Source organism: Prevotella illustrans, assembly GCF_017426725.1.
Taxonomy (GTDB): Bacteria; Bacteroidota; Bacteroidia; order Bacteroidales; family Bacteroidaceae; genus Prevotella; species Prevotella illustrans.
In genome coordinates, this window is the sequence record NZ_JAERMS010000045.1 from 1 (window position 1) to 21,478 (window position 21,478).

A 21,478-nucleotide genomic window follows, 5' to 3' on the forward strand; every position below is an offset into this window, starting at 1 on the left:
TCGCATTTTCGCTCTATTTGAAATTTTGCACTTGCCATGCTATTTGTATCTATTTGATTATCAATTTATCTTTCAAATTAAGTCGCACTTTATCTCCCATTAAGTCGCGGCACAAATATGGTACAAATATAAGCATAAAAACGATTAAAAACGACAGGATTTGATTATTATTAAGAAATAAAAATCCCAGCAACTTATTATGTTACTGGGATTTACTTATTTTTAATTAGCGTTTTTTAGCACTTTTACTTCACTTCCTCAAAGTCGGCGTCTTGGATGTCGTCGCCAGAGCTGGAGGATTGCGATTGATCGCCGGTGCTGCCTTGGAAGCCTTGACCGGCGTCAGCACCGGGCTGTGCGCCTTGCGGACCGGCTTGGCCATACATCTGAGCACTGGCCGCCTGGACGGCTTCGTTGAGGGCAGCGGTAGCCGTGTCGATTGCGACTACGTCGGCGGCCTTGTGGGCATCCTTTAGCTGCTGGAGGGCTGACTCGATAGCAGGCTTCTTGTCAGCCGGAATCTTGTCGGCATTGTCCTTCAAGAAGTTCTCGGTAGTGAAAATCATAGAGTCGGCTTGGTTGAGCTTGTCTATTTTCTCACGCTCGGCCTTGTCGGCTGCGGCGTTCTGCTCGGCCTCTGCCTTCATGCGGTCGATTTCTTCCTGGCTCAAACCGCTGCTGGCCTCGATACGTATCTTCTGCTCCTTACCGGTAGCTTTGTCCTTGGCGCTTACATTGAGAATACCGTTGGCGTCGATATCGAACGTCACCTCAATCTGTGGAACGCCACGGCGTGCGGGTGCGATCCCTTCCAAATTGAACTGGCCGATGCTCTTGTTTTGTGAAGCCATGGGGCGCTCACCCTGAAGAACGTGGATGGTAACGGCCGTCTGGTTGTCAACCGCGGTAGAGAAGGTTTCGCTCTTCTTGCAGGGGATGGTCGTGTTGGCCTCAATCAGCTTGGTCATAACGCCGCCCATTGTCTCGATACCGAGGGTCAGCGGAGTAACGTCGAGCAACACGATGTCGCCCACGCCGCTTTCCTTATTTAATATGGCACCTTGGATAGCTGCACCCACAGCAACGACTTCATCCGGGTTTACGCCCTTTGAAGGCTCCTTGCCGAAGTAGTTCTTAACCAATGTCTGCACGGCAGGAATACGGCTCGAACCACCAACGAGGATTACTTCGTCGATATCCGACGTAGACAGCTTGGCGTCGCGGACAGCATTCTGGCAGGGAACTAAGCAAGACTGAATCAGTTCGTGAGCCAATTGCTCAAACTGAGCGCGGGTCAAAGTCTTTACCAAGTGCTTGGGCACGCCGCCTTCGGCAGAGATATAAGGCAGGTTGATTTCGGTCGAGGTTGAGCTTGACAGTTCAATCTTGGCTTTTTCTGCAGCTTCTTTCAAGCGTTGCATGGCCATTGGATCCTTGGTCAGATCGATACCCTCGTCAGCCTTGAAGCCGTCGGCCAGCCACTTGATGATTACTTGGTCGAAGTCGTCGCCACCCAAGTGGGTATCACCGTTGGTGGAGAGCACCTCGAATACGCCGCCACCAAACTCGAGGATGGAGATATCGAACGTACCGCCACCCAAGTCGAACACGGCAATCTTCATATCCTTGTTGGCCTTGTCGACACCGTAGGCCAAGGCTGCGGCCGTCGGCTCGTTCACGATACGCTGAACGTTGAGACCCGCAATCTGTCCGGCCTCCTTAGTGGCCTGACGCTGTGAGTCGGAGAAGTAAGCCGGAACGGTGATGACGGCGTCGGTCACTTCCTGTCCGAGATAATCTTCGGCCGTCTTCTTCATCTTTTGAAGTATCATGGCTGATATTTCCTGTGGCGTATATTTACGACCTTCAATCTCTACGCGTGGATAACCGGCGTCGTTTACGACGGTGTAGGGCATTGCTTCCGCCTCCTTGCGGCTCTGCTCGTAGGTCTCGCCCATGAAGCGTTTGATTGAATAAACCGTATTCTTCGGATTGGTGATGGCCTGACGTTTTGCGGGATCACCCACCTTGCGCTCACCGTCTTTTACAAAACCAACCACCGAAGGGGTCGTGCGCTTGCCTTCGCTGTTTGCAATTACTACAGGTTCGTTGCCTTCAAAAACGGCAACGCAACTGTTTGTAGTACCTAAGTCGATTCCAATAATCTTTCCCATAATCGTATATGTTTTTATTTCTTGTTATTCTTAATAAAGTGTAGCCGCTTTAAACGGCGACACCCAAAAATAACAAACCCTATGCCATTGGGAGAGGACTGGCATAGGGTGTGACAAGTTGACACAACTAATCGATAAACCGCTTGACGATATTGTCATATTTGTCAATGCGCCGGTCGCGAAGGAAGGGCCACCACCGCCTTACGTCCTCACAGTGGTCAAGGTCCACGCTTACGATAATGCTCTCTTCCTCGTCGGTCGCGGCCTGATAATGGAGTTCGCCCTGCGGTCCGGCGACAAAACTGCTGCCCCAGAACCGGATACCTTCGGTCTGTCCGCTGGGATCCGGCTCAAAGCCCACACGGTTGACGGTGACGACAGGCAGGCCGTTGGCTACGGCATGGCCGCGCTGCACGGTCGTCCAGGCTTCGCGTTGGCGTTGTTGTTCTTCGGGCGTGTCGTTCAGGGCATAGCCGATGGCGGTGGGGTAGATGAGCAGTTGGGCTCCCTGCAAGGCCATAAGACGGGCTGCTTCGGGGTACCACTGGTCCCAGCAAACGAGCACGCCCAGTCGTCCTACGCTGGTATCGATGGGACGGAAGCCCAGGTCGCCCGGCGTGAAGTAGAACTTCTCGTAGTAGGCGGGGTCGTCGGGGATGTGCATCTTGCGGTATTTGCCGGCAATGCTGCCATCGGCTTCGATGACGACGGCGGTATTGTGATAAAGTCCCGGCGCGCGTTTCTCGAACAGCGATGTCACAATGACCACGTGATATTGTCGGGCCAGTTCGCCGAAAAAGTCGGTGGAAGGTCCGGGGATGGGTTCTGCCAGGTTGAAATTATCAACATCTTCCACTTGACAGAAGTAGAGCGAGTTATGCAACTCCTGCAAAACGACGAGTCGTGCGCCCCGTCGTGCCAAGTCGGCAATGCCTTCGGCCAGTCTCACCATGTTATCTTGGCGATCGGCCACGTTGTGCTGTTGTAAGAATCCTATTTTTATTTCGTTCATAGCGTTGGGTGATAGGTGTTAATGAAATGTTGAGTGGATGAGGCCATTGGGCGCGTTAGTTTTTCTCATTTCACATTCCCTCCGGGTATTGCATGGTGAGACAGTGGAGCGATCCGTGCTGGCGGATGACTGTAGATGCGTCCACGCCGATGATGTCGCGTGTGGGGAAGGCTTGGGCGATGATGTCCATGGCAGCTTGGTCCGTGTCCTGCTGTCCATAAGTGGGCACCATGACGGCCCCGTTCATGATGACGAAGTTGGCGTAAGTGGCCGGCAGACGATCTTCGCCGTCATAGATAGCGGTGGGCATGGGCAGTCGTAACAAACGAAAGGGGAGTCCTTCGTTGGTCGTCAGAGCCATGAGTTGTGTCTCCAGCTCCTTAAAGTCGTCAAACTGTTCATCCTGCGGGTCGTCACAGCCTATATATAATAAGGTGTCGTTTGGAGCCGTCCTGACGATGGTGTCTATATGACCGTCGGTGTCGTCACCCATCAGGTTGCCGTGGTCGAGCCACACGATGCGCCGGGCGTAAAGCTCTTGCTTCAATCGTTCTTCTATCTGCCGTCGGGTGAGCGGTTGGTTGCGGTGTGGAGCCAGCAAGCACATGGAGGTAGTGAAGACGGTTCCTTTGCCATCGCTCTCGATCGAACCGCCCTCCAGCACGAAGTCGTCCAGATCGATTCGTTTGCCCCGCAGCGCCCCTTGGGCATGGATCGTGCGGGTGATAGCGTTGTCTTTTTCCGCCTCGAACTTTCCGCCCCAGCCGTTAAACTTGAAGTCAAGCAGACGGCAACGGTTTTGTTGGCCATCGCCTTGCGCCACGAGCGTTATGCCGCCATGGTCGCGCGCCCACGTGTCATTCGTCTCCACGGGGCAGACGCGAACGCGTTGCCATTGGCTCTCGCTTAGCCTTGCCCGTAGCCGCGCTTCGACCGTTTCCGGTTCCTGTGCCACAATCAGTACGGGTTCATAGCGGGTGATGACATCCGTCATTTCTATGAACGTTGCCGTGATTTCTTCTAAGTAAGGCAGCCAGTCGGTCTGCGCGTGCGGCCACGTCAGTTGGATGCAGCTTTGCCGTTCCCATTCGGCCGGCAGGATGAATCCCGATCGACCGTCCCGATTGCTTATTGTTGTCATATCATACTTCTTCTAAATTAAATCTTTGCAAAAATACATATTTTCTCCAACTCGGGCAAAAAGCATTTATATTCTATTGTTCCAATTGACTCAGCGGGTAGGCCACCATCCCAAGTTGGTTGACAGTCATCGTGGCGAGTCGACTGCGAATAAATGAGGCCGAATGATTTTCAGCCGTGAAATTATGAAATATCAATGAAATCGCCAAACGTTATGGAATAATTCTTAACCTGAACTCATGGCTTAATGTATAACTGATTTCTAAATTGTGGGCAAAAATATGGTTAAATAGCTACCTTTTGCTATCTTTGCATAACCTGTCAAGATGGAGTTGAATTCATGTTGATTTTCAACGCTTTTCCAATAGCTATCCTTTTGCATTCTAAAAGCATAGCTTTTACCTTGCAAAAGGGCTGCTATTAGCGTGTAAAAGCATAGCTTTTAGCGGCTAAAAGCTATGCTTTTGAAAAGTGGGAAGATAGCGGTGGTAATTGTGGAGAAGACAGATGGAGGAAAATAGCCGGCCGAATGCCGGGCAAGTTGCTTTCAATCAGTTAGTTGGAGTTTTAATAAAAAAGATGAAATGCTTGAAATAAAAGATCCCGTATATCATCAAAACGGACGGCCTGTGCTGACCGCCGACTTTTCTTTTGCCGTAAACGGAGGCGAGGCTGTATGTTTAGCTTGTGCTGACGGTAAGGCGTCCACGTTGCTATTGCGGACGCTGATGGGGATGGAACCTTTGGAAAGTGGTTATATCAACATTGACGGCGACCTGCTTACGCCGCTTTCGGCACCCTATTTTCGTCGCCGGATGGCCTATGTACCGCAGCGGCTGGAATCCTTTTATGACACCGTGGGCGACCTTGTTGAGGCTTTGCTCGACCTGAAAGTGAATCGTTCGGTCAACGTGGATGCCAAGCAGGTGGTGCACGAACTCAAACAGTGGGGGCTCGACGCTACGTTGCTGACTCCGCGCATGGATGAAACGCCGTTCGCCACGGTGCAACTCGTCATGTTGGTGGTGGCCCTCGTACTGCGTAAACCTTATGTACTTATTGACCAACTGGCCGGAATCGACGCCGCCCGGTTGGCGTCGCTGCTTTCGCGGATGAAGCGGAACGGCCAGGCCGTGGTCATCGTAAGCAACGAACCGATGGTGTCGTCGGTGTGTGATTATCTCATTCGGATGGAAGTCTCGGCTTCATCCCCAACCAATTTATAGCATGGAAATTTCAGTTTTAGGCGTTTTTTTCGGTATTCTATTATTGGCCGTACCTCTGTTTGTCATCTATCGCTTCAACATCGCGTTCGAAACGAAACTCTATAAGGCCTTCGGCAAGCAGCTGGTGATTATCGGCGTGGTGGCCTTTCTGATGAAGATGTTGTTTCTCTGGAATAATCTCTTCCTCAATTTGCTCTGCTTTGTGCTGATGGCTTTGCTGGCCGCGCTCTCCACGGTAACTCATGCCCGCATGGGTACGGCCCGCTTTCTGCTGCCCGCCATGGCCGGTACGTTAGTCTCGGGCTTGTTTTTCGGACTTTATTTCCTGCTGTTGGTACTCGGTTTGAAGAATCCTTTCGATACCCGTTTTTTCCTACCCGTCATGGGATTGCTCATCGGAGGCGTCATCCCCACGAACGCCCAGGCGCTGCACGTCTACTATTCAGGGCTTCGCCATCACGGTCAACTCTACGATTACCTGCGGGCCAACGGCTCTACCCACGTGGAAGCCGTGGCCTACTTTCTGCGTCGGGCCATGCAGCGGGTGCTCATGCCCTACCTGAAACGTATGGGGACGGCCGTCACCCTGACCACACCGGTCCTGATGTGGGCTTTGCTGGCCGGCGGCGTCGACCCCATTGTGGCCGCCGAGTTTGAAATATTGCTGATCGTCACGTCGCTGGCTGCCGGTTGCGCCTCGCTGCTCGTCACGCTGTGGGTGGCTCGCCGCTATGCCTTCGACGCCTATGGACAATTAAAATCATGAAGCGTAACCTCGCGTCCTTATGCCTGTTGACGCTCTTAGTGGGGCTGAGCGGTTGCGCTCTCTCAACCTCGCGCAATCATCGGCCGCTCATGGCGGGTGTCCGAGTGGCATCGTCTGTCGAGACGGAAACCGCAGAGGAGGAGCCATCGGCCCCGAAAACGGAGTTCGAAGCTCTGCTTCCTCGCATACTGAAGGCCGGCGTGTCTTCGCAGACGCTGCGCCGTGAGGGCTATGTCGTGTCGTATAACAAGGACAACCGCATACCCAACTGGGTGATGTGGCACCTGACGGGCAACCACACATCGGGTCCGTTCAAGCGTGGGGGCGTCAAGTTTCAGACCGACCCGGAGGCCGACGGTCCCCAAGTGACCACCTATGACTACGCGCGATCGGGCTATGACCGAGGCCACATGTGCCCATCGGGTGACAACAAGTGGAGCCAACGCGCGCAGGAGCAGTCGTTTCTGCTGACCAACGTCTGCCCGCAGAATCATCAACTCAACGCCGGAGACTGGAACGAGATGGAACTTCAGTGCCGCCGGTGGGCCCGACAATACGGCGATACCTATGTAGTGGCTGGTCCCATCCTGCTGAACAGGCGGCACAAGACCATCGGACAGGCCAAAGTGGTGGTGCCCGAAGCCTTCTTTAAAGTGGTATTGTGCCTTCGGGGCAAGCCCAAGGCTATCGGGGTCATCTATCGCAACAAAGCGGGAAACCGTCCTAAAGGTGATTATATGAACTCGGTAGGCCAAGTAGAACGTGTCACGGGTATCGACTTCTTCCCCGGATTGCCCGACGAAATGGAACAGGCCGTGGAATCGCGACAGGATTTAAGTGAGTGGTAAATAATGTTAATGGGGATTGTCTCTGTAGCTATATCTCGTCATTAATCACTACCTTTGCGCTATATTTGGGTTAAATGGCGGCCTTGTCTGCCTTTTAGCTCACTCAAACAGCTTTTTAGCGTGAAAATATTACAAGTGTTATCAGCCCTTGAACGATTCGCGCCTCTGCCCTTACAGGAAGGTTTCGACAATGCCGGCCTGCAAGTTGGACTGACAGAGGCGGAAGTCTCAGGGGCTTTATTGTGTCTTGACGTGACCGAAGCCATTGTTGACGAGGCCATTGCCAAACACTGCAATCTCATCGTTTCGCACCATCCGCTTATCTTCCACAAGCTTAGTCGTGTCAGTGATGACGATTACGTGCAGCGTACCGTGTGGAAAGCCATCAAGAACGACGTCTGTGTCGTGTCGATGCACACCAATATGGACAACGCGCCCGGTGGTGTCAACTTCCGCATTGCGGCCAAGATGGGACTGACGGATGTGCGGTTCTTCGGTGAAACCCGCCATTATGAGGATGTCATTGACGGTGAACAGAGGCATGTGACTTATGCCTCCGGAGTCATAGGAAGTTTTGCCGACCCCGTTGCGGCTGATGATTTGGTATGTTTATTGCGGGAGCGTTTCGAGGTAGAATGCGTGCAGTGCAATCAGCTGCTGCGCCGTCCCATCCGCAAGGTGGCTATCTGTGGTGGTGCCGGCGCGTTTCTTCTGCCCGACGCCATTAAGGTCGGCGCCGACGCTTTCATAACGGGCGAAATGCGTTATCATGAGTTTTTCGGCCACGACCAGCAGCTACAGATTTGCGTGATCGGTCATTATCAGAGTGAGCAGTTCACCACCGAGGTCTTCAGACTGATCATCGAACAAGCTTGTCCGGGCGTGTCTTGCCACTTGGCAGAAACCAATACCAATCCCATTATTTATCTGTAGCGGGATGGACGTGGGCCCAAACCTTTTCAAACGAATTATTAATTAGATAAAATAGAATCATTATGGCAAAAAAAGATCCAACAGATTTGTCGGTAGAAGAGAAATTGAAGACGCTTTACCAACTGCAAACCACGCTCAGTGGCATTGATGAAAAGCGTGCCCTCCGTGGCGAGTTGCCGCTCGAAGTACAAGATTTGGAAGACGAAATCGCCGGTCTTACTACCCGTGTGGAGAAGATTGAGAACGAGATTCGCGAGTTTCAGAGCGCTATCGTTCAGAAGAAGGGCGACATTGCTGACGCTCAGGCCAGCGTAGACCGCTATAAGCACCAGCTCGATGAGGTGAAGAACAACCGTGAGTACGACACTTTGACCAAGGAAATAGAGTTTCAGGAGCTTGAGATAGAACTTTGCAACAAAAAGATTCGTGAAGCTCAGGTCAAGGTGGGCGAACGTCAGGAAGACTTGAAAGCCGCGCAGGAACTGATAGCCGATCGTCAAGGCGACCTCAATCAGAAGAAAGGTGAGCTGGAAGAAATCATGCAAGAGACGCGCGAAGAAGAAGATCGATTGAAGGAAAAGGCCAAGGAGCTGGAACTGAAGATCGAGTCCCGCCTTCTCACGAGCTTCCGTCGCATTCGCAAGAATGCCCGTAACGGTTTGGGTATCGTTTACGTACAGCGTGACGCTTGTGGCGGTTGCTTCAATAAGATACCACCTCAGCGACAGCTTGATATCAAGATTCATAAGAAGATTATCGTGTGTGAGTATTGTGGTCGAATCATGATCGATCCCGAACTGGCCGGTGTTAAGTCGGCTCAAGCCGCGGAAGAGAAGCCCAAACGCAAACGTGCCGTTCGCAAGAAGAAGGATGACGAGGCTTAAATGAAAACGTAAGGACGAGGAAACCCTCTTGAGAGAGCATGCCTCGTCTTTTTTATTTTTGTTCGATTTATTTTCATATACAGTATTAAAAATATTACATTACATGGAAAAACTTATCATTAATTCATATGAAGATTTCGCGGCTCATCTGGGTGAGCAGTTGGGCGTGTCAGAGTGGCTTGAGGTGTCGCAGGAGCGCATCAATCAGTTTGCCGACGCTACCTTGGACCATCAGTGGATTCACGTAGACGTGGAACGCGCCAAGGCCGAAACACCTTACAAGAGTACCATCGCGCACGGTTATCTTACCCTTTCGCTCCTGCCTTATATGTGGGACCAGATCATCGAAGTGCGCAATCTGAAAATGTTGGTGAACTATGGCATGGACAAGATGCGCTTCGGCAAGCCCGTATTGACCGGCAGCCGTGTGCGCTTGGTGGCTTCGCTCGACAACATAGAGAATCTGCGTGGCATTTGCAAGACAAGTATTAAGTTCAAAATAGAGATAGAGGGCGATCGTAAACCCGCGCTGGAGGGCGTCGCCACGTTCTTGTATTATTTCAATTAAATCACGATTGGCTGCGATGAAGAAGTTTCTTATACTCGTGCTGTTGGCCGTCGGCTCGCTAACCGCCACGGCGCAGATAGCCCGCCCCAAGCTCGTGGTGGGCTTGGTGGTCGACCAAATGCGGTGGGATTACCTGTATTACTATTATGATAAGTTCGGAACCGGTGGCCTGCGCCGCCTTGTAGATCAAGGATACAGCTTTGAGAATACGATGATCAACTATGTTCCGACGGTCACGGCGATAGGTCACGCAAGTATTTACACGGGCTCCGTGCCGGCGTTGACGGGCATTGCGGGCAACAATTTCTTCGAGAACGGCGAATCGAAATATTGCGTCGGCGACCCCACCGTCAAGAGCGTGGGCAGCAATAACGGAGCCGGCCGGATGTCACCGCGCAATCTTTGGGCCTCGACGATAGGCGACGAGCTGCGTATCGCTACCGACTTCAAGTCGAAAGTGATCGGTGTGGCTCTCAAAGATCGTGCTGCCATCCTGCCCGCAGGACATAGCGCGGACGCCGCTTACTGGTGGGACACCAAGGCGGGATACTTCGTCACGAGCACGTTTTACCGTAATGAGTTGCCCGATTGGGTCGTCGCTTTCAACAAAAAGTACCGACAGAAGCCGGGCACTGAGGTGAAACTGATGGATTTGGGCGTCACGCTGACATTCAAAATGGCCGAGGCCGCGCTCGAAAACGAGCAACTGGGGCAAGACGACGTGACCGATTTGCTGGCTATCAGCATTTCATCAACCGACGCCATCGGCCATCAATACAGCACACGGGGCCCTGAGAACGAGAGCGTCTACCTGCAATTAGACCGCGACCTGGCCGCTTTTTTCAAGCTGTTGGACGAAAAGGTGGGCCAAGGGAATTATCTTTTCTTCCTCACGGCCGACCATGGAGGCGCCCACAACCCCAATTTCATGAAACGGCACCGCATTCCCGCCGGTGGCTTCGAAGGCTGGACGATAGGCGGAAAGGACCTCAATGCCTACCTGCAGCAGACTTACGGCACTAGCGCCAAGCTCGTGACAGGAGCTAATTCCTTCCGTGTGTACTTGGACCACAAGGCCATTGTCGACGCGGGACTCGACCTGCAGCAGGTGAAAGACAAGGCTTCGGCTTGGCTCTTGCGGCGTCCCGAAGTGATGTATGTGGCCGATCAGCCCAACATCGCTTCACAGACGATTCCTCAACCCATCAAGGAGCGCATCATTAACGGCTGGAATGCCAAGCGAAGTGGCGACCTTTTCATCGTCACCGCCCCCGGATGGCTCGAAGCGACTGACGCGCCCGATTACAAGGGCACCGGTCACAGCCAGTGGAATCCTTACGACGCGCACATTCCCTTCGTGCTCTACGGATGGAACGTGAAGCCGGGAAGCACGTCGGAGCCTACCCGCATCGTGGACATCGCGCCGACGGTGTGCGCCATGCTGCGCATCCAAATGCCCAACGCCTGCGTGGGCGACGCCAAACAAATAAAATAACAAACCAACATAAGACGTGAGCGCATGACAAGTGCGCTCACGTCTTTTTTATTCAAATCTATCTTATACAGACACTAAACCTATGGGAGGTTTTTTTGGAACGATATCCGTTAAGGATTGCGTGAACGATGTCTTCTATGGCACCGACTATAATTCACATCTCGGAACAAAGCGTGCCGGCATGGTATTGTATGATAAGGAACGCGGATTTAGCCGTAGCATTCACAGTTTGGAACGTGATTACTTCCGCAGTAAGTTCGAGGATGAACTCGAACACTTCAGCGGTAACTCTGGAATAGGCGTCATCAGCGACACCGATCCGCAGCCTATCATCATCAATTCGCATTTGGGACGCTATGCTGTAGCGACGGTCGCGAAGATAACCAACATCCGACAAATATCGGAAGAGATGATGTCGCAGCACATTCACTTCAGTGAGATGTCGGCCAACAATATCAACCAGACCGAACTCGTGGCGCTGTTGATCAACAAAGGCAATAATTTCATCGAGGGAATCAACAATGTTTACCGGACGATAGAAGGCTCTTGTTCCATGCTTATCCTGACGGAGGACGGTATAATCGCCGCGCGCGATCTGCTGGGACGTACCCCTATTGTCCTCGGACAGAAGGAAGGGACTTTTGCCGCTACGAGCGAATCGGCCGCTTTCCCCAATCTCGACTATCAGATCATACGCGATGTGGCGCCCGGAGAAATCATCCGCCTGCGCGCCGACGGCATGGAAGTGTTGCAGAAACCTTACAATCATGCGCAAATCTGTTCTTTCCTGTGGGTCTATTATGGTTTTCCGGCCAGCGACTACGAAGGAATCAACGCCGAGGCCGTGCGCGAACGCACCGGTGCCATGATGGGACAAGAGGATGATACCGAAGCCGACCTGGTGTGCGGCATCCCCGATTCGGGAGTCGGTATGGCATTGGGCTACGCAGAGGGACACGATATTCCCTACAAGCGGGCCGTTCTGAAATATACGCCGACATGGCCCCGCAGCTTCACACCGGGCAACCAAAGTCGCCGCAAGCTCGTAGCCAAGATGAAGCTCATTCCCAATAAGGCGGTGCTCGATGGTCAGCGTGTCGTCTTCTGCGACGATTCCATCGTTCGCGGCACACAATTGCGCGACAACGTGCGTACCTTTTTCGAATACGGAGCTAAGGAAGTGCATGCCCGCATCTCCTGTCCGCCCTTGGTATACGGCTGCCCCTTCATCGGTTTTACGTCATCGAAGAGTGATTTGGAACTCATTACGCGCCGGGTCATTAAGGACTTCGAGGGGAACGAAGATGTAAAACTAAAAGAATACGCTACCACCGGCAGTCCTGAATACAAACGAATGGTAGAGGAAATCGGCCGCCGTCTGGGACTGACAACACTAAAATTCAACACCATCGAGACCTTGGTCAAGAGCATCGGACTGCCCAAATGCAAACTCTGCACCCACTGTTTCGATGGCAGCAGTTATTGTCACGCACCCAAATAGCCACATCTAAACAGCGACGATAGTTATAAAACGCAAAATCATCGACAACGAAAAGATATCCAACTTCGTGTCGGTGATTATATTGATTCAGCGTATCCATGATTTTTGTCAGAAAAAACTACCAGATTTTAACACTTCCGCAACATGTCATCTAAGTGCCGGCACGTCGAAAAAGGCCTTCGCTTTGCCGATTTTGATGCCCTTTTATGCCCAAAGCTATGCTTTTATCGACTCAAAGCATAGCGATTACGCTGTCAAAGCATAGCTTTTAGTCGATGAAAGGGCCGCGATTACAGCCTAAAAGCATAGCGATTAAGGGTAAAAAAGCGAAGAAAAAATACGCTGAAAAGCACAATATGTTGATAGCCAGCGCTTTATAAACTTGCTCTACAATCGTTTATTTTCGTCCAAGTCTTTTCTTTTTCAGAATAATGCCACTTTTTTGATGGTATATGTAAAGATAATTCAGGACGCGGTAGATATCATCGAGACTTGTAAACCTGTCCCCACTAATTTTCTACTGCCCCGATTTTCCATCGCAAATTGTAAATACTTAGTGGAATCACCGCTGCGTGGTAATACGATTACCAAAATGTTATGGTATTTTGGTAATTACCCAATAGCAATGTTGATTTGTGATATTGCTGCTTTCATAATTCTTTGATAACTCGATAGTTGTTTATGCACTGCGGTGGTAAGGGCTGGTTTACAGGCGTCGTTTCTCGTCGATACCCGCACCCGTTCCTTTGTATTTGCTGTGCGAAGCATTGAAATGCCACGTCAGGTTGAGACCAATGCAGCGTGTGAATTCATAACAATCTTTTGTGTTAACGACGTTCTCGCCGTATTGTGTCCATGCGCTACGTCTTGTTTTCAGCAAGTCGTTGATAAAAAAGTTGAGCGATAGCGACTCGTGAAGGAAAGAATGTGAGTAAGCCAAGTCGATGGCACCGCTCGATTTGGCTTTTATGAAGTCGGTACATGCCTCCGTATTGTAAGCCAAAAGGATGGTGGCAAAACTGTGACGACTGAAAACCAGCTTATTGTTCAGCTCCAAACTTGCCGATGGATCTTGCAAATCCCGGCTGCTGCCATAGCGTTTCGTGGGAAAGAAGGGCTTTTGTAGGTCAACTTCCAGCGTGGGTTGATACCATCCGAACTTAGGCGAAACGATCACAGCGCCATATAATAGTTGCGTGTGTGGATAGTTTCGGTTCTGAATGAGAGATATTTCTTGGTCCTGATACAGGCCTGCCGAGTAGACGATATCTTGCTTGCGATAGCTGTAACCCAGGTTGACGTTCACCCATTTATAGATAACATTGAGCTCTATATTGTGTCGGATGGTGGGTTGGAGATAAGGGTTGCCCGCCTCGTAGGTGAATCGGTTGACATACTGCACGTTGCTGCGCAGGTCACGATACGATGGTCTGCTAATCTTTTGGGCGTAATTTAACTGCATGCTCCAACTGTTATTGTTCCACGAAAGTGAAGCGTTGGGAAACCAGTTGCTGTAGGAACGGCTCGGCTCTTCTTCTCTTTTCCCGAACAGCCGATACTCTGTATCAACATGCTCATAGCGCAGTCCCGCGTCGAAAGTCCAATGCCCCAGAGCCAAACTATAGTCCATGAAGGGCGCGACACGGCTTTCCCGCGTGTCGTTTTCGGTGCTGCCGACGTAGTTCTCGGGATTCTGATAGGTAGAATGTGCCGTAGTATGGGTCAGTTCTGCGCCCCCTTCCAGCATGCCTTGCCCCAGAGGAAGGCTCAAAACGAGTTTGGCTGCCATCAATTTACTGCGTCGCGTGTTGTAAGTATGCACGTTGCGATTTTCCAATTCATGGCTTCTTTCCTGCCAGTCGTCGTTCCGTCCGTCTTTCTTCCATAGACAAGTGGTATTGAAATTGATGTTCAGTCGACCTGTTTTTCCCAAATAATAGGCGTTCATTTCATGGTCGGGACCATTGAATACATCCAGCTGAAGTTGCTGATGGATTTGTGTCGCGTACGCACCATCGCGCCATACGTCCTGCGTAGGATTGCAGTAGCCCCGTCCTGTGATACTTTTGAAGAGCGAATAGCTGGCCCCCAACGAGTGGTGGGGCGAAAAGTCGTAACTGAATCCCAGTTTCGACTGCGTGTAGGAGGAGCGGAAATCGGTGTTGGCATCTTGCTGTGTGTAGAGCGAATGGGCCGTAGTGCTGATGCTGCTTGATATTGTATTAGCCTCACCCGTGTAGCTGTTGCCGTAGACAGTGCTACCGAAGATTTCCAATCCTGCCGCACGGTAGGTCAGAGAGAACTGGTCTTGCGTGTTCCATTGGCTATTGTTGTCGGCCGACAGCGTCGCTTCGGCACTGAATCCCTCGCCGTGCGTGCCCTTGGTTTTGATGCGGATAACCGATTGAACCTCGGCGTTATATTGCGAACCGGGGTTAGTGATAACATCTACAGACTTGATTTCTGATGAATTCAGATGAGCCAAATCTTGCAGATTCCGTACCAATCGGTCGTTAATATATACCTCAGGCGTGCCTTTGGCAAAGACCGTGATGGCTCCATCGTGGCCTACATTGACGCGAGGCAGTTGCTTCAATACGTCATTGGCTGTGCCTGCTTGTCGCAGCAGTGAATGTTCCACGTCGATAGTCATGCCTCCTTTGGATATTTTGTATAGCTGTTGATGACCTCGTATCTTCACGGTTTGTAGGTAGAGGGACGATGGTTTTAGCTGAATCGTGCCGACATCTTCTTTCATACACAGCCGAAAGATGGTTTCATAACCTACGTAACTGATTTTGACCAATACATTTTCGGGTTCGTAGGGCACGACAAAGACACCACTCTCGTTGCTTACGCCACCGGCAATGACGCTGGAGTCGCCGACAGAAAGCAGCAACACGTTGGCATAGGGCATCGGTTCGTTGTGCTCATCGACGAGCTTCCCCGTCAGATGGTGCTGCGCCTTGTGCGTGCATTCTACGAGAATTACGTTGTCCTTGATGGTCATTCGGATGGGGTAGAAGCCAATCAGTTGGTGTATGGCATCGGGAACCGTTAGGTTGGATAGTCGTGTCGATACCTTGAAATCTTCCAGATCGTCGTAGATGAAGTTTACCGTGTAGCGGTCTTGAAGCGTGTTAAGTTCTTTCAGAGCAGAAGCCAACGACACATTATTATATAGTTTGCTGATGCGTTGTGCCTGAAGTTGACTACAGCAAACGCAGAGTAGAGCTATAAGAAGATGTTTCATGGTTTAGTCTACGATTAAGGTGTGGTCGCTGAGTGTCAGATTGATGCGGTCGAAAGCATTGAGAAGTTCCAGCTGCTGCGACAGACTTTTCTGTCGATTCCATCTGAAATAGAGCCTGACGTGTTTGCTCTGTTTTCGTTGAAATACAACTTCCACATGGTAATAGGCTGCCATTTGGTTAAGGATAGTAGCCAGTTCGGCGTCATCGAAGACGATGGGAAGATTGGAGGTGCTGTCCTGTTGGGCAGGAATGGTGTCTTGTAGTGACGTGTTGGGATGTTTTTGAGCGATTACAGGCTGATTATGATTTGGTATTTCCGAACGTGTGCTTCTGAAAAAGCCCCATCGCAGGACGGCCGCAAAGGCTATGCTCGATAGGAATATAATGCCAATCGTTGCTGCGACGACCTTGATTCGGTTGCGATGGCGAGGCTGGTGGCGTGTGGAAAAAGCCTTCCATGTCCGGTCTACGTCTACCTCCTCGCGCTCATGTTTCCTCATGGCCCGCTTCGTCATGGCCATGTCGTAGGCAAACCGGCGCACGTCTTCATCGGTCAAGAGGTCGTTAAAAGCCTCTTCCGTATACCGATCGGGATGTTCCTGCATGTCGAGCAGTTGTGTCCGCTTCTTATTGATAGTCTCTTCTTTCATCGTTTTGTGGTTTTTAAATGTTTTCGGATAGTGTCCATTGCCTGCGACAGGTGGTTGTAGACGGTCACTTTACTGACACAGAGGTTATCGGCAATCTCCTGATAGCTCATCTCTTGGAGGTAGCGCAGGCGTAGAATCTGTTGGCGTAATGGCGGTTCGAGGTGACTGATGATCAGCATAAGCTGGTCGAGTCGTTCGTCATCATCTGCAGCCATGACGCCGGTTGTGTCGTCGAGTAGCTGTCGTGTTGCCCGTTCCTTCACGCTCTTGCGGGCTATGAGGTTTAGACAGCGGTTGCGTACGCTTCGCAATAAAAAAGCTTCTTCTGTGTCGGGCAGCAATGTAATCTTATCTTCAAGAATACGAGCGAACACGTCGCTCACCACGTCATGGCATTCATCCGTGTCGAAAAGAATGTATCTGGCCAAATGATACATTTTCGAATAGTGCTGTCGAAACAGGCGTTCGATGGATGTTGTTTCTTGTTTCATACACTCTTAATACAGTTTAGCGACTGAAAAAACTAAGCAAAACGATGAAAAATAATGAAAGTGTATTAGCGATTAATAAGATAATGGGTGTTGAGGGGCTATGTTTAGGACTTATAAAAGCAGCCTTTTTGAACACTAAAAGGAAAACTTTCAGGGACAAAAGGGCTGCTTTCAGAAAACAATAGGCCGGCGTCAGTGCTTGATGGCTAGCGTGTAATTGTAGTATTTGGTGTCGCCGGTGATGTCTTTCACCACGTTGAGGAAGGGCGGAAACTTGATGTCCTCGTGGCAGGCAATGCCTTTGGTTTCGAGAATCACGAGGTTGTCAACGGGCTTCAAGTAGGTGTCGAGCTCGAAGAACTGCCCTTGGTAGATGAAACTCCTGCGAATCTTGTGTATCGTCTGCCGATAGGGGTCGGCCTGTTGCAGGAGCGATTCGTAGAGGTTGTTGCTCACCTGCCGTTCGACCACGATTTCCTCGGTGGGAGAAACACGCTTGGTGGTGGTGTGGACGTTGACCCGGTTGCCCTGCCACTCACGCTTGCGCAGGCGTACTTCGTTGCCCGGCTCCGACGCTAAGTAAGTCTGGGTGATGTCGGTCTCGGTATAGTCGGACATCGTTCCGGTGATTTCGACGATATACTTGCGCTCGTTCTCGATGGGCTGCGGCAGTCCGAGCACGTTGCTGATTTCCTTGACCACCCGGTTTATCTTGCGGTCGAAGTCGTCGTCGTTGTTGATGACGCGCAGATGGGGGTGACCTGTCCAGGCGTTGATAATTTTCTTGTCGAGCTGCCGGGCCTGTTCCAGTCCCTCGGTGCGCTCGTTGTTGTTGGCTGTGGTGTAGTAGCGTTCGGCTCCATCGGCAGCCGACACTAAGTGGAGCACGGCGTCGTAGCGCTCGTCGCGCAGCCGTCGCGTGTCGGTACCCACGGCCCGGGTGATGTCTTGCCACATCTCGGGCTTCATGTAGGCCGAAATATCCATGACGCCACGGTCGCACACGATGATGGCGGGCTGCTCGCAGGCCTCGGCCATGCGCATGAACTTGTCTTCCAGCGTCAGCTGAACCTCGAGCGTGGCTTTCTCTCCTTCGTAGAAAAGGGCCTTGTTGCGCGTCAGATAGTTCATGCCGGCCTGCGAAAACATAGTGGGCACTTCGGGAATGGTGAACACCTGGTAGCCCAGGCTGTTGAAATGTTCTATCACTTTGATAAGGGCTGTGGTTTTGCCGGCGCAGGGACCGCCGGTCAGTACGATTCGCTTGATGTTGTTCATTCTATGTAATAAGATGGGATAAACATAGCGACAAAGTTACGGGAAAAGACAAACAAGGCAAAATAAATAGAAGTTTAATTGGTGATAGGTACTGCCGACTGTTTTCTTTTCCTTAGTAGCTTCTTCAGCTGATAGCGTTTGTTGAATTTGATAAGTGTCTCGTAACGGTAGGAGTTGAGGCTCGTCTTCGGGTCGTTTGAGAGCGCCAGCAAGCCGAAAAGCATGGTGAGGAAAAGCAAGTTGTTGAAAAAACGTTAATCCGACAACACCTTATAATAGGTATAAAGGCTGCTCACATGATCACCGGCACGGCATGCGTGTTTTTGATTTCGCCGATGACGAAGACGCTGTGGAGGCTTCCGATGCACTCCATACAGCCCAAGGTGTTGAGCATGAACTGCTGATAGGCTTTCATGTCGTGGGCGTACACCTTGATGAGGAAATCGAAGTCGCCGCTGGTATTGTAGCATTCGGTAATCTCCTGTATGTTTTGCACAGCATCCATAAACTCCTGAATGAGCGTTTGCGAATGCTGTTTCAGCCGGATGTTGCACAGTACGATGATACCGTTGCCCACCTTTTTGGGATTCACGATGGCCATATAACGCTCAATGTAGCCTTCGCGCTCTAAGCGTTTCTGGCGTTCGAAAGTGGGTGAGGGGGAGAGATGGACGCGCGCGGCCAGTTCCTTGACCGTCAGGTGGGCGTCGTGCTGCAACTGTCGGAGTATCTTGATGTCGATGTCGTCGAGTCTTTCTTCTGTCATTTCTTTGTTTTTGCTTTTTTAAAGGATAATATTCTGTCGAATTGATAAAACTATGGCAAAATTAGTATAATCTTCTGTTCTTTGCAAAATATTTGCGTTTTAAATGCAGATCGCTTACCTTTGCGTTTGTCAAAGTGACACTAACACAAAGTAGAATCTATTTTATAAGAGAGAAAAATGAGCAGACAAACGATTCAGACCCCGTTCAGAGCCGACGTTGTGGGCAGCTTTCTTCGCCCCGAGACCTTGAAGACGGCTCGTAAAGATTTCGAAGACGGCCGCGTCACGGCCGCGCAATTAAGAGAAACCGAGAACCGGCTTATCACCAAACTGATTGCCAAACAGAAAGCCCATGGGCTGAGAGCGATTACCGACGGTGAGTTTCGCCGCGCCTACTGGCACCTGGATTTCATGTGGGGCCTTGAAGGAATAGAGCATATCGAATTGGCTCACGGCTATCAGTTTCACGGCGAGGAGACGACGAAAGGGTCTATCCGCCTGACGGGTCGTATCGGTGGCCATGGCCATCCGTTCATCGAGGACTATAAGTTTGTGAAGCAATTTGAGGAGGAAGGCGTTGTAGCCAAGCAGACGATTCCCGCTCCGGCCCAGTTGCTGGCCGAGCTTTTCCGTGGCGACAACACGCTCAATACGCTGCGTGTATATCCCGACGGCAAGCAGTTGGAAAGCGATATCGCCGCCGCCTACCGCCAAGTGATTCTCGACCTGTATGCCGCCGGCTGCCGCAACCTGCAGCTGGACGACTGCACTTGGGGCATGATCGTGGACGGCGACTACTGGAAGACCAAGGTCAACGGCAACTTCAGTCTGGAGACCGAGGCCGAACGCTACCTGCGCGTCAACAATCTGGCGCTGGCCGACCTGCCCGACGATCTCGTTGTCAACACCCATGTGTGCCGTGGCAATTATCATTCCACCTATGCCAGCCGTGGTGCCTACGACCCCGTAGCCCCCTATCTCTTCGCCCGTGCCGACGTAAACGCCTTTTTCCTGGAGTTCGACGACGAGCGGTCGGGTGGCTTCGAACCCTTGAAATACATCCCGGAAGGCAAGAAAGTGGTGCTTGGTCTCATCACCACCAAGTCGCCTGTGCTCGAAGACCGCCGTGCTGTTATCGACCGTATTCATGAGGCTGCCCGCTATGTGCCGCTCGACCGCCTTTACCTCAGTCCGCAATGCGGCTTCGCCTCGTGCGAAATCGGTAACAAGCTGACCGAAGAGGAGCAGTGGGCCAAGGTCGATCTGGTCTGCGACATTGCCCGCGAGGTGTGGGGAGAATAGTGCCCTTCCGTTGATTGTTTTTTCTAATTGACAGGCAATTTCACATTTTCGCCCATTGACGGTATCGGGCCCAGACGTGCAGCCACACACGGGCGATCGATTCTACGGCATCGGAAAAGATGTCCTTGCTATAAGTATCAAATTCTTTCCAACAATCAAGCCCGCGGAAAGTCTCCTTGCTTAGGTTGGTATTGTCGTATTCGGCGGGAATCATGCGATAGGCCATTAAATAAGAGTATTGAGAGACCCCACTCATATAGTCCCACGTATTCTTGCAGCCCGTTCCCCACTCGTATTTAAACGGTCGTTCTACGATCTCTTGCTCCACAGCCGCCATTAGGGCGGTCATCTTCTTTTTCAGCGGGTAGCCCTGCGGATCGTAGAAGAAACGCTCGTTGTCCGTGTCAAGTTCGTACGAGGCGCGCACCTGCTTGTCCCATTCGCTCTCGATGAACGCGTGAATGTTGCCATCCATTGAAAACGAACGTGCGTCGCAGTGGAGCGGCATGTGGCAGTCGGCGATGTAATGACTGAGGATAAAGAAGCGTGTGGCAATGTGATTATTCGATGGACTGATGGGATTGCCCTTGTCCTCCGTGCGCAGCATCTTGAAACTGTCGACGATACTTTGGGCGAATGCTTCGCAACGGTCGGCAAGGTTGCCTGCCTCGATGGTGAAAGGCTTTTGATACAATGGCGACTTCAAGCCCAACTGATAGCAACGCAATGTGCCCGGCATCTTGCGGAACGACACATTTTTCGACTTTTCGTCAGGACGATATTTGATGATGTGGCTTGTCGCCATGTCCTTAAACACCTGGTCAGGATACCACGAGCCCGAAATCACGAAGTCGCGATAGTCCTTGAACCATTTAACGAGCGATTGCGCGTTGGCGCGATGCTCCTGTGGAATAGCGGCCTGTTCCAATCGTTTAATGGCCATAAAGGCCAGCCATGCATGAGTATATTTCTTCATTGGAATTATGGTTATAGAGGTAACGCCCTTGTGTAGTATCTTCTATTTCGTCACTAAGATATGAAGAAAAAATGAACGAACAAAAATAAAGAGATAGATACAAGTGATGAAGCCAGACTTGGATGGGCTTACAAGTGATGAAGCCGGAGACTTCATCACCGCTCCTGACTTCGTCACCTAAAAAGCATATATTTTGTAATTAATTGATAAACAA

20 protein-coding genes are annotated in these 21,478 nt (G+C 51.2%); 10 read left to right on the forward strand and 10 right to left on the reverse strand.

What is annotated here, in order from left to right:
- Positions 1–245: 245 nt before the first annotated feature.
- From dnaK to JHU38_RS10785, 3 genes are all read right to left on the reverse strand, one after another.
- Entirely contained in the window at positions 246–2,174 is a 1,929-nt protein-coding gene (dnaK, locus tag JHU38_RS10775) for a molecular chaperone DnaK (protein ID WP_107581795.1), read from the reverse strand.
- A gap of 127 nt (positions 2,175–2,301) precedes the next feature.
- Positions 2,302–3,186: a carbon-nitrogen hydrolase gene (locus JHU38_RS10780; protein ID WP_107581796.1), complete on the reverse strand. Its 885-nt coding sequence runs from the start codon at positions 3,184–3,186 to the stop codon at positions 2,302–2,304.
- 70 nt (positions 3,187–3,256) lie between these two features.
- On the reverse strand, positions 3,257–4,327 hold the full coding sequence (locus JHU38_RS10785) for an agmatine deiminase family protein (RefSeq protein ID WP_107581797.1): 1,071 nt from the start codon (positions 4,325–4,327) through the stop codon (positions 3,257–3,259).
- Between the two features lie 583 nt (positions 4,328–4,910).
- Here JHU38_RS10785 and JHU38_RS10790 point away from each other — a divergent pair.
- From JHU38_RS10790 to JHU38_RS10825, 8 genes are all read left to right on the forward strand, one after another.
- A complete protein-coding gene (locus JHU38_RS10790) occupies positions 4,911–5,552 on the forward strand; it encodes an ATP-binding cassette domain-containing protein (RefSeq protein ID WP_107581798.1) in 642 nt (213 codons plus the stop codon).
- A 1-nt stretch (position 5,553) separates the two neighbouring features.
- Complete coding sequence (locus JHU38_RS10795) at positions 5,554–6,318, forward strand: ABC transporter permease (protein ID WP_107581799.1); 765 nt, start codon at positions 5,554–5,556, stop codon at positions 6,316–6,318.
- Positions 6,315–7,166: a DNA/RNA non-specific endonuclease gene (locus tag JHU38_RS10800; protein WP_107581800.1), complete on the forward strand. Its 852-nt coding sequence runs from the start codon at positions 6,315–6,317 to the stop codon at positions 7,164–7,166. The genes JHU38_RS10795 and JHU38_RS10800 overlap by 4 nt, the downstream gene beginning before the upstream one ends.
- Before the next feature lie 120 nt (positions 7,167–7,286).
- The gene (locus JHU38_RS10805; protein ID WP_107582371.1) at positions 7,287–8,099 is read left to right on the forward strand and encodes a Nif3-like dinuclear metal center hexameric protein; all 813 of its coding nucleotides are present in this window, start codon (positions 7,287–7,289) and stop codon (positions 8,097–8,099) included.
- Between the two features lie 62 nt (positions 8,100–8,161).
- Positions 8,162–8,983: a zinc ribbon domain-containing protein gene (locus JHU38_RS10810; RefSeq protein ID WP_107581801.1), complete on the forward strand. Its 822-nt coding sequence runs from the start codon at positions 8,162–8,164 to the stop codon at positions 8,981–8,983.
- 103 nt (positions 8,984–9,086) lie between these two features.
- The gene (locus JHU38_RS10815) at positions 9,087–9,551 is read left to right on the forward strand and encodes a MaoC family dehydratase (RefSeq protein WP_107581802.1); all 465 of its coding nucleotides are present in this window, start codon (positions 9,087–9,089) and stop codon (positions 9,549–9,551) included.
- Positions 9,552–9,567: 16 nt separating this feature from the next.
- Positions 9,568–11,046, forward strand: a complete 1,479-nt coding sequence (locus JHU38_RS10820) for an alkaline phosphatase family protein (protein ID WP_107581803.1) — start codon at positions 9,568–9,570, stop codon at positions 11,044–11,046.
- Between the two features lie 82 nt (positions 11,047–11,128).
- Positions 11,129–12,547: an amidophosphoribosyltransferase gene (locus JHU38_RS10825; RefSeq protein ID WP_107581804.1), complete on the forward strand. Its 1,419-nt coding sequence runs from the start codon at positions 11,129–11,131 to the stop codon at positions 12,545–12,547.
- Between the two features lie 706 nt (positions 12,548–13,253).
- Here the strand turns inward: JHU38_RS10825 and JHU38_RS10830 are convergent.
- Genes JHU38_RS10830 through JHU38_RS10840 form a run of 3 tightly spaced genes read right to left on the reverse strand, consistent with a single transcriptional unit; the run spans position 13,254 to position 16,942 of the window.
- Positions 13,254–15,800, reverse strand: coding sequence for an outer membrane beta-barrel family protein (locus JHU38_RS10830; RefSeq protein ID WP_107581806.1), 2,547 nt, complete (start codon positions 15,798–15,800; stop codon positions 13,254–13,256).
- Between the two features lie 3 nt (positions 15,801–15,803).
- Positions 15,804–16,451, reverse strand: coding sequence for a DUF4974 domain-containing protein (locus tag JHU38_RS10835; RefSeq protein ID WP_107581807.1), 648 nt, complete (start codon positions 16,449–16,451; stop codon positions 15,804–15,806).
- Entirely contained in the window at positions 16,448–16,942 is a 495-nt protein-coding gene (locus tag JHU38_RS10840) for a sigma-70 family RNA polymerase sigma factor (RefSeq protein ID WP_107581808.1), read from the reverse strand. Before JHU38_RS10840 ends, JHU38_RS10835 begins: the two co-directional genes overlap by 4 nt.
- Before the next feature lie 44 nt (positions 16,943–16,986).
- Here JHU38_RS10840 and JHU38_RS10845 point away from each other — a divergent pair, with 44 nt between their 5' ends.
- Positions 16,987–17,127 carry a hypothetical protein gene (locus JHU38_RS10845; RefSeq protein WP_207859375.1) on the forward strand — a complete coding sequence of 47 codons (141 nt, stop codon included), beginning with the start codon at positions 16,987–16,989 and terminating at the stop codon, positions 17,125–17,127.
- Positions 17,128–17,134: 7 nt separating this feature from the next.
- Here JHU38_RS10845 and JHU38_RS10850 read toward each other — a convergent pair whose 3' ends face one another.
- The 3 genes from JHU38_RS10850 to JHU38_RS10860 form a co-directional block, all read right to left on the reverse strand.
- Positions 17,135–18,220, reverse strand: coding sequence for an AAA family ATPase (locus JHU38_RS10850; protein ID WP_107581809.1), 1,086 nt, complete (start codon positions 18,218–18,220; stop codon positions 17,135–17,137).
- A gap of 74 nt (positions 18,221–18,294) precedes the next feature.
- The gene (locus JHU38_RS10855; protein WP_158267296.1) at positions 18,295–18,459 is read right to left on the reverse strand and encodes a hypothetical protein; all 165 of its coding nucleotides are present in this window, start codon (positions 18,457–18,459) and stop codon (positions 18,295–18,297) included.
- Positions 18,460–18,512: 53 nt separating this feature from the next.
- Positions 18,513–18,986 carry an Lrp/AsnC family transcriptional regulator gene (locus JHU38_RS10860; RefSeq protein ID WP_107581810.1) on the reverse strand — a complete coding sequence of 158 codons (474 nt, stop codon included), beginning with the start codon at positions 18,984–18,986 and terminating at the stop codon, positions 18,513–18,515.
- 177 nt (positions 18,987–19,163) lie between these two features.
- Here JHU38_RS10860 and JHU38_RS10865 point away from each other — a divergent pair, with 177 nt between their 5' ends.
- Positions 19,164–20,288, forward strand: coding sequence for a 5-methyltetrahydropteroyltriglutamate--homocysteine S-methyltransferase (locus tag JHU38_RS10865; protein ID WP_107581811.1), 1,125 nt, complete (start codon positions 19,164–19,166; stop codon positions 20,286–20,288).
- 40 nt (positions 20,289–20,328) lie between these two features.
- Here the strand turns inward: JHU38_RS10865 and JHU38_RS10870 are convergent, their stop codons facing one another.
- The gene (locus tag JHU38_RS10870; RefSeq protein WP_107581812.1) at positions 20,329–21,264 is read right to left on the reverse strand and encodes a phospholipase C/P1 nuclease family protein; all 936 of its coding nucleotides are present in this window, start codon (positions 21,262–21,264) and stop codon (positions 20,329–20,331) included.
- Positions 21,265–21,478: the final 214 nt, after the last annotated feature.

Coding starts and splice junctions, on each gene's coding strand:
- JHU38_RS10810 (WP_107581801.1), top strand. CDS start 8,162: ATGGCAAAAAAAGATCCAACAGATTTGTCGGTAGAAGAGAAATTGAAG.
- JHU38_RS10815 (WP_107581802.1), top strand. CDS start 9,087: ATGGAAAAACTTATCATTAATTCATATGAAGATTTCGCGGCTCATCTG.
- JHU38_RS10830 (WP_107581806.1), bottom strand. CDS start 15,800: ATGAAACATCTTCTTATAGCTCTACTCTGCGTTTGCTGTAGTCAACTT.
- dnaK (WP_107581795.1), bottom strand. CDS start 2,174: ATGGGAAAGATTATTGGAATCGACTTAGGTACTACAAACAGTTGCGTT.
- JHU38_RS10820 (WP_107581803.1), top strand. CDS start 9,568: ATGAAGAAGTTTCTTATACTCGTGCTGTTGGCCGTCGGCTCGCTAACC.
- JHU38_RS10860 (WP_107581810.1), bottom strand. CDS start 18,986: ATGACAGAAGAAAGACTCGACGACATCGACATCAAGATACTCCGACAG.
- JHU38_RS10865 (WP_107581811.1), top strand. CDS start 19,164: ATGAGCAGACAAACGATTCAGACCCCGTTCAGAGCCGACGTTGTGGGC.
- JHU38_RS10780 (WP_107581796.1), bottom strand. CDS start 3,186: ATGAACGAAATAAAAATAGGATTCTTACAACAGCACAACGTGGCCGAT.
- JHU38_RS10800 (WP_107581800.1), top strand. CDS start 6,315: ATGAAGCGTAACCTCGCGTCCTTATGCCTGTTGACGCTCTTAGTGGGG.
- JHU38_RS10795 (WP_107581799.1), top strand. CDS start 5,554: ATGGAAATTTCAGTTTTAGGCGTTTTTTTCGGTATTCTATTATTGGCC.
- JHU38_RS10845 (WP_207859375.1), top strand. CDS start 16,987: ATGAAAAATAATGAAAGTGTATTAGCGATTAATAAGATAATGGGTGTT.
- JHU38_RS10825 (WP_107581804.1), top strand. CDS start 11,129: ATGGGAGGTTTTTTTGGAACGATATCCGTTAAGGATTGCGTGAACGAT.
- JHU38_RS10850 (WP_107581809.1), bottom strand. CDS start 18,220: ATGAACAACATCAAGCGAATCGTACTGACCGGCGGTCCCTGCGCCGGC.
- JHU38_RS10870 (WP_107581812.1), bottom strand. CDS start 21,264: ATGAAGAAATATACTCATGCATGGCTGGCCTTTATGGCCATTAAACGA.
- JHU38_RS10785 (WP_107581797.1), bottom strand. CDS start 4,327: ATGACAACAATAAGCAATCGGGACGGTCGATCGGGATTCATCCTGCCG.
- JHU38_RS10840 (WP_107581808.1), bottom strand. CDS start 16,942: ATGAAACAAGAAACAACATCCATCGAACGCCTGTTTCGACAGCACTAT.
- JHU38_RS10835 (WP_107581807.1), bottom strand. CDS start 16,451: ATGAAAGAAGAGACTATCAATAAGAAGCGGACACAACTGCTCGACATG.
- JHU38_RS10790 (WP_107581798.1), top strand. CDS start 4,911: ATGCTTGAAATAAAAGATCCCGTATATCATCAAAACGGACGGCCTGTG.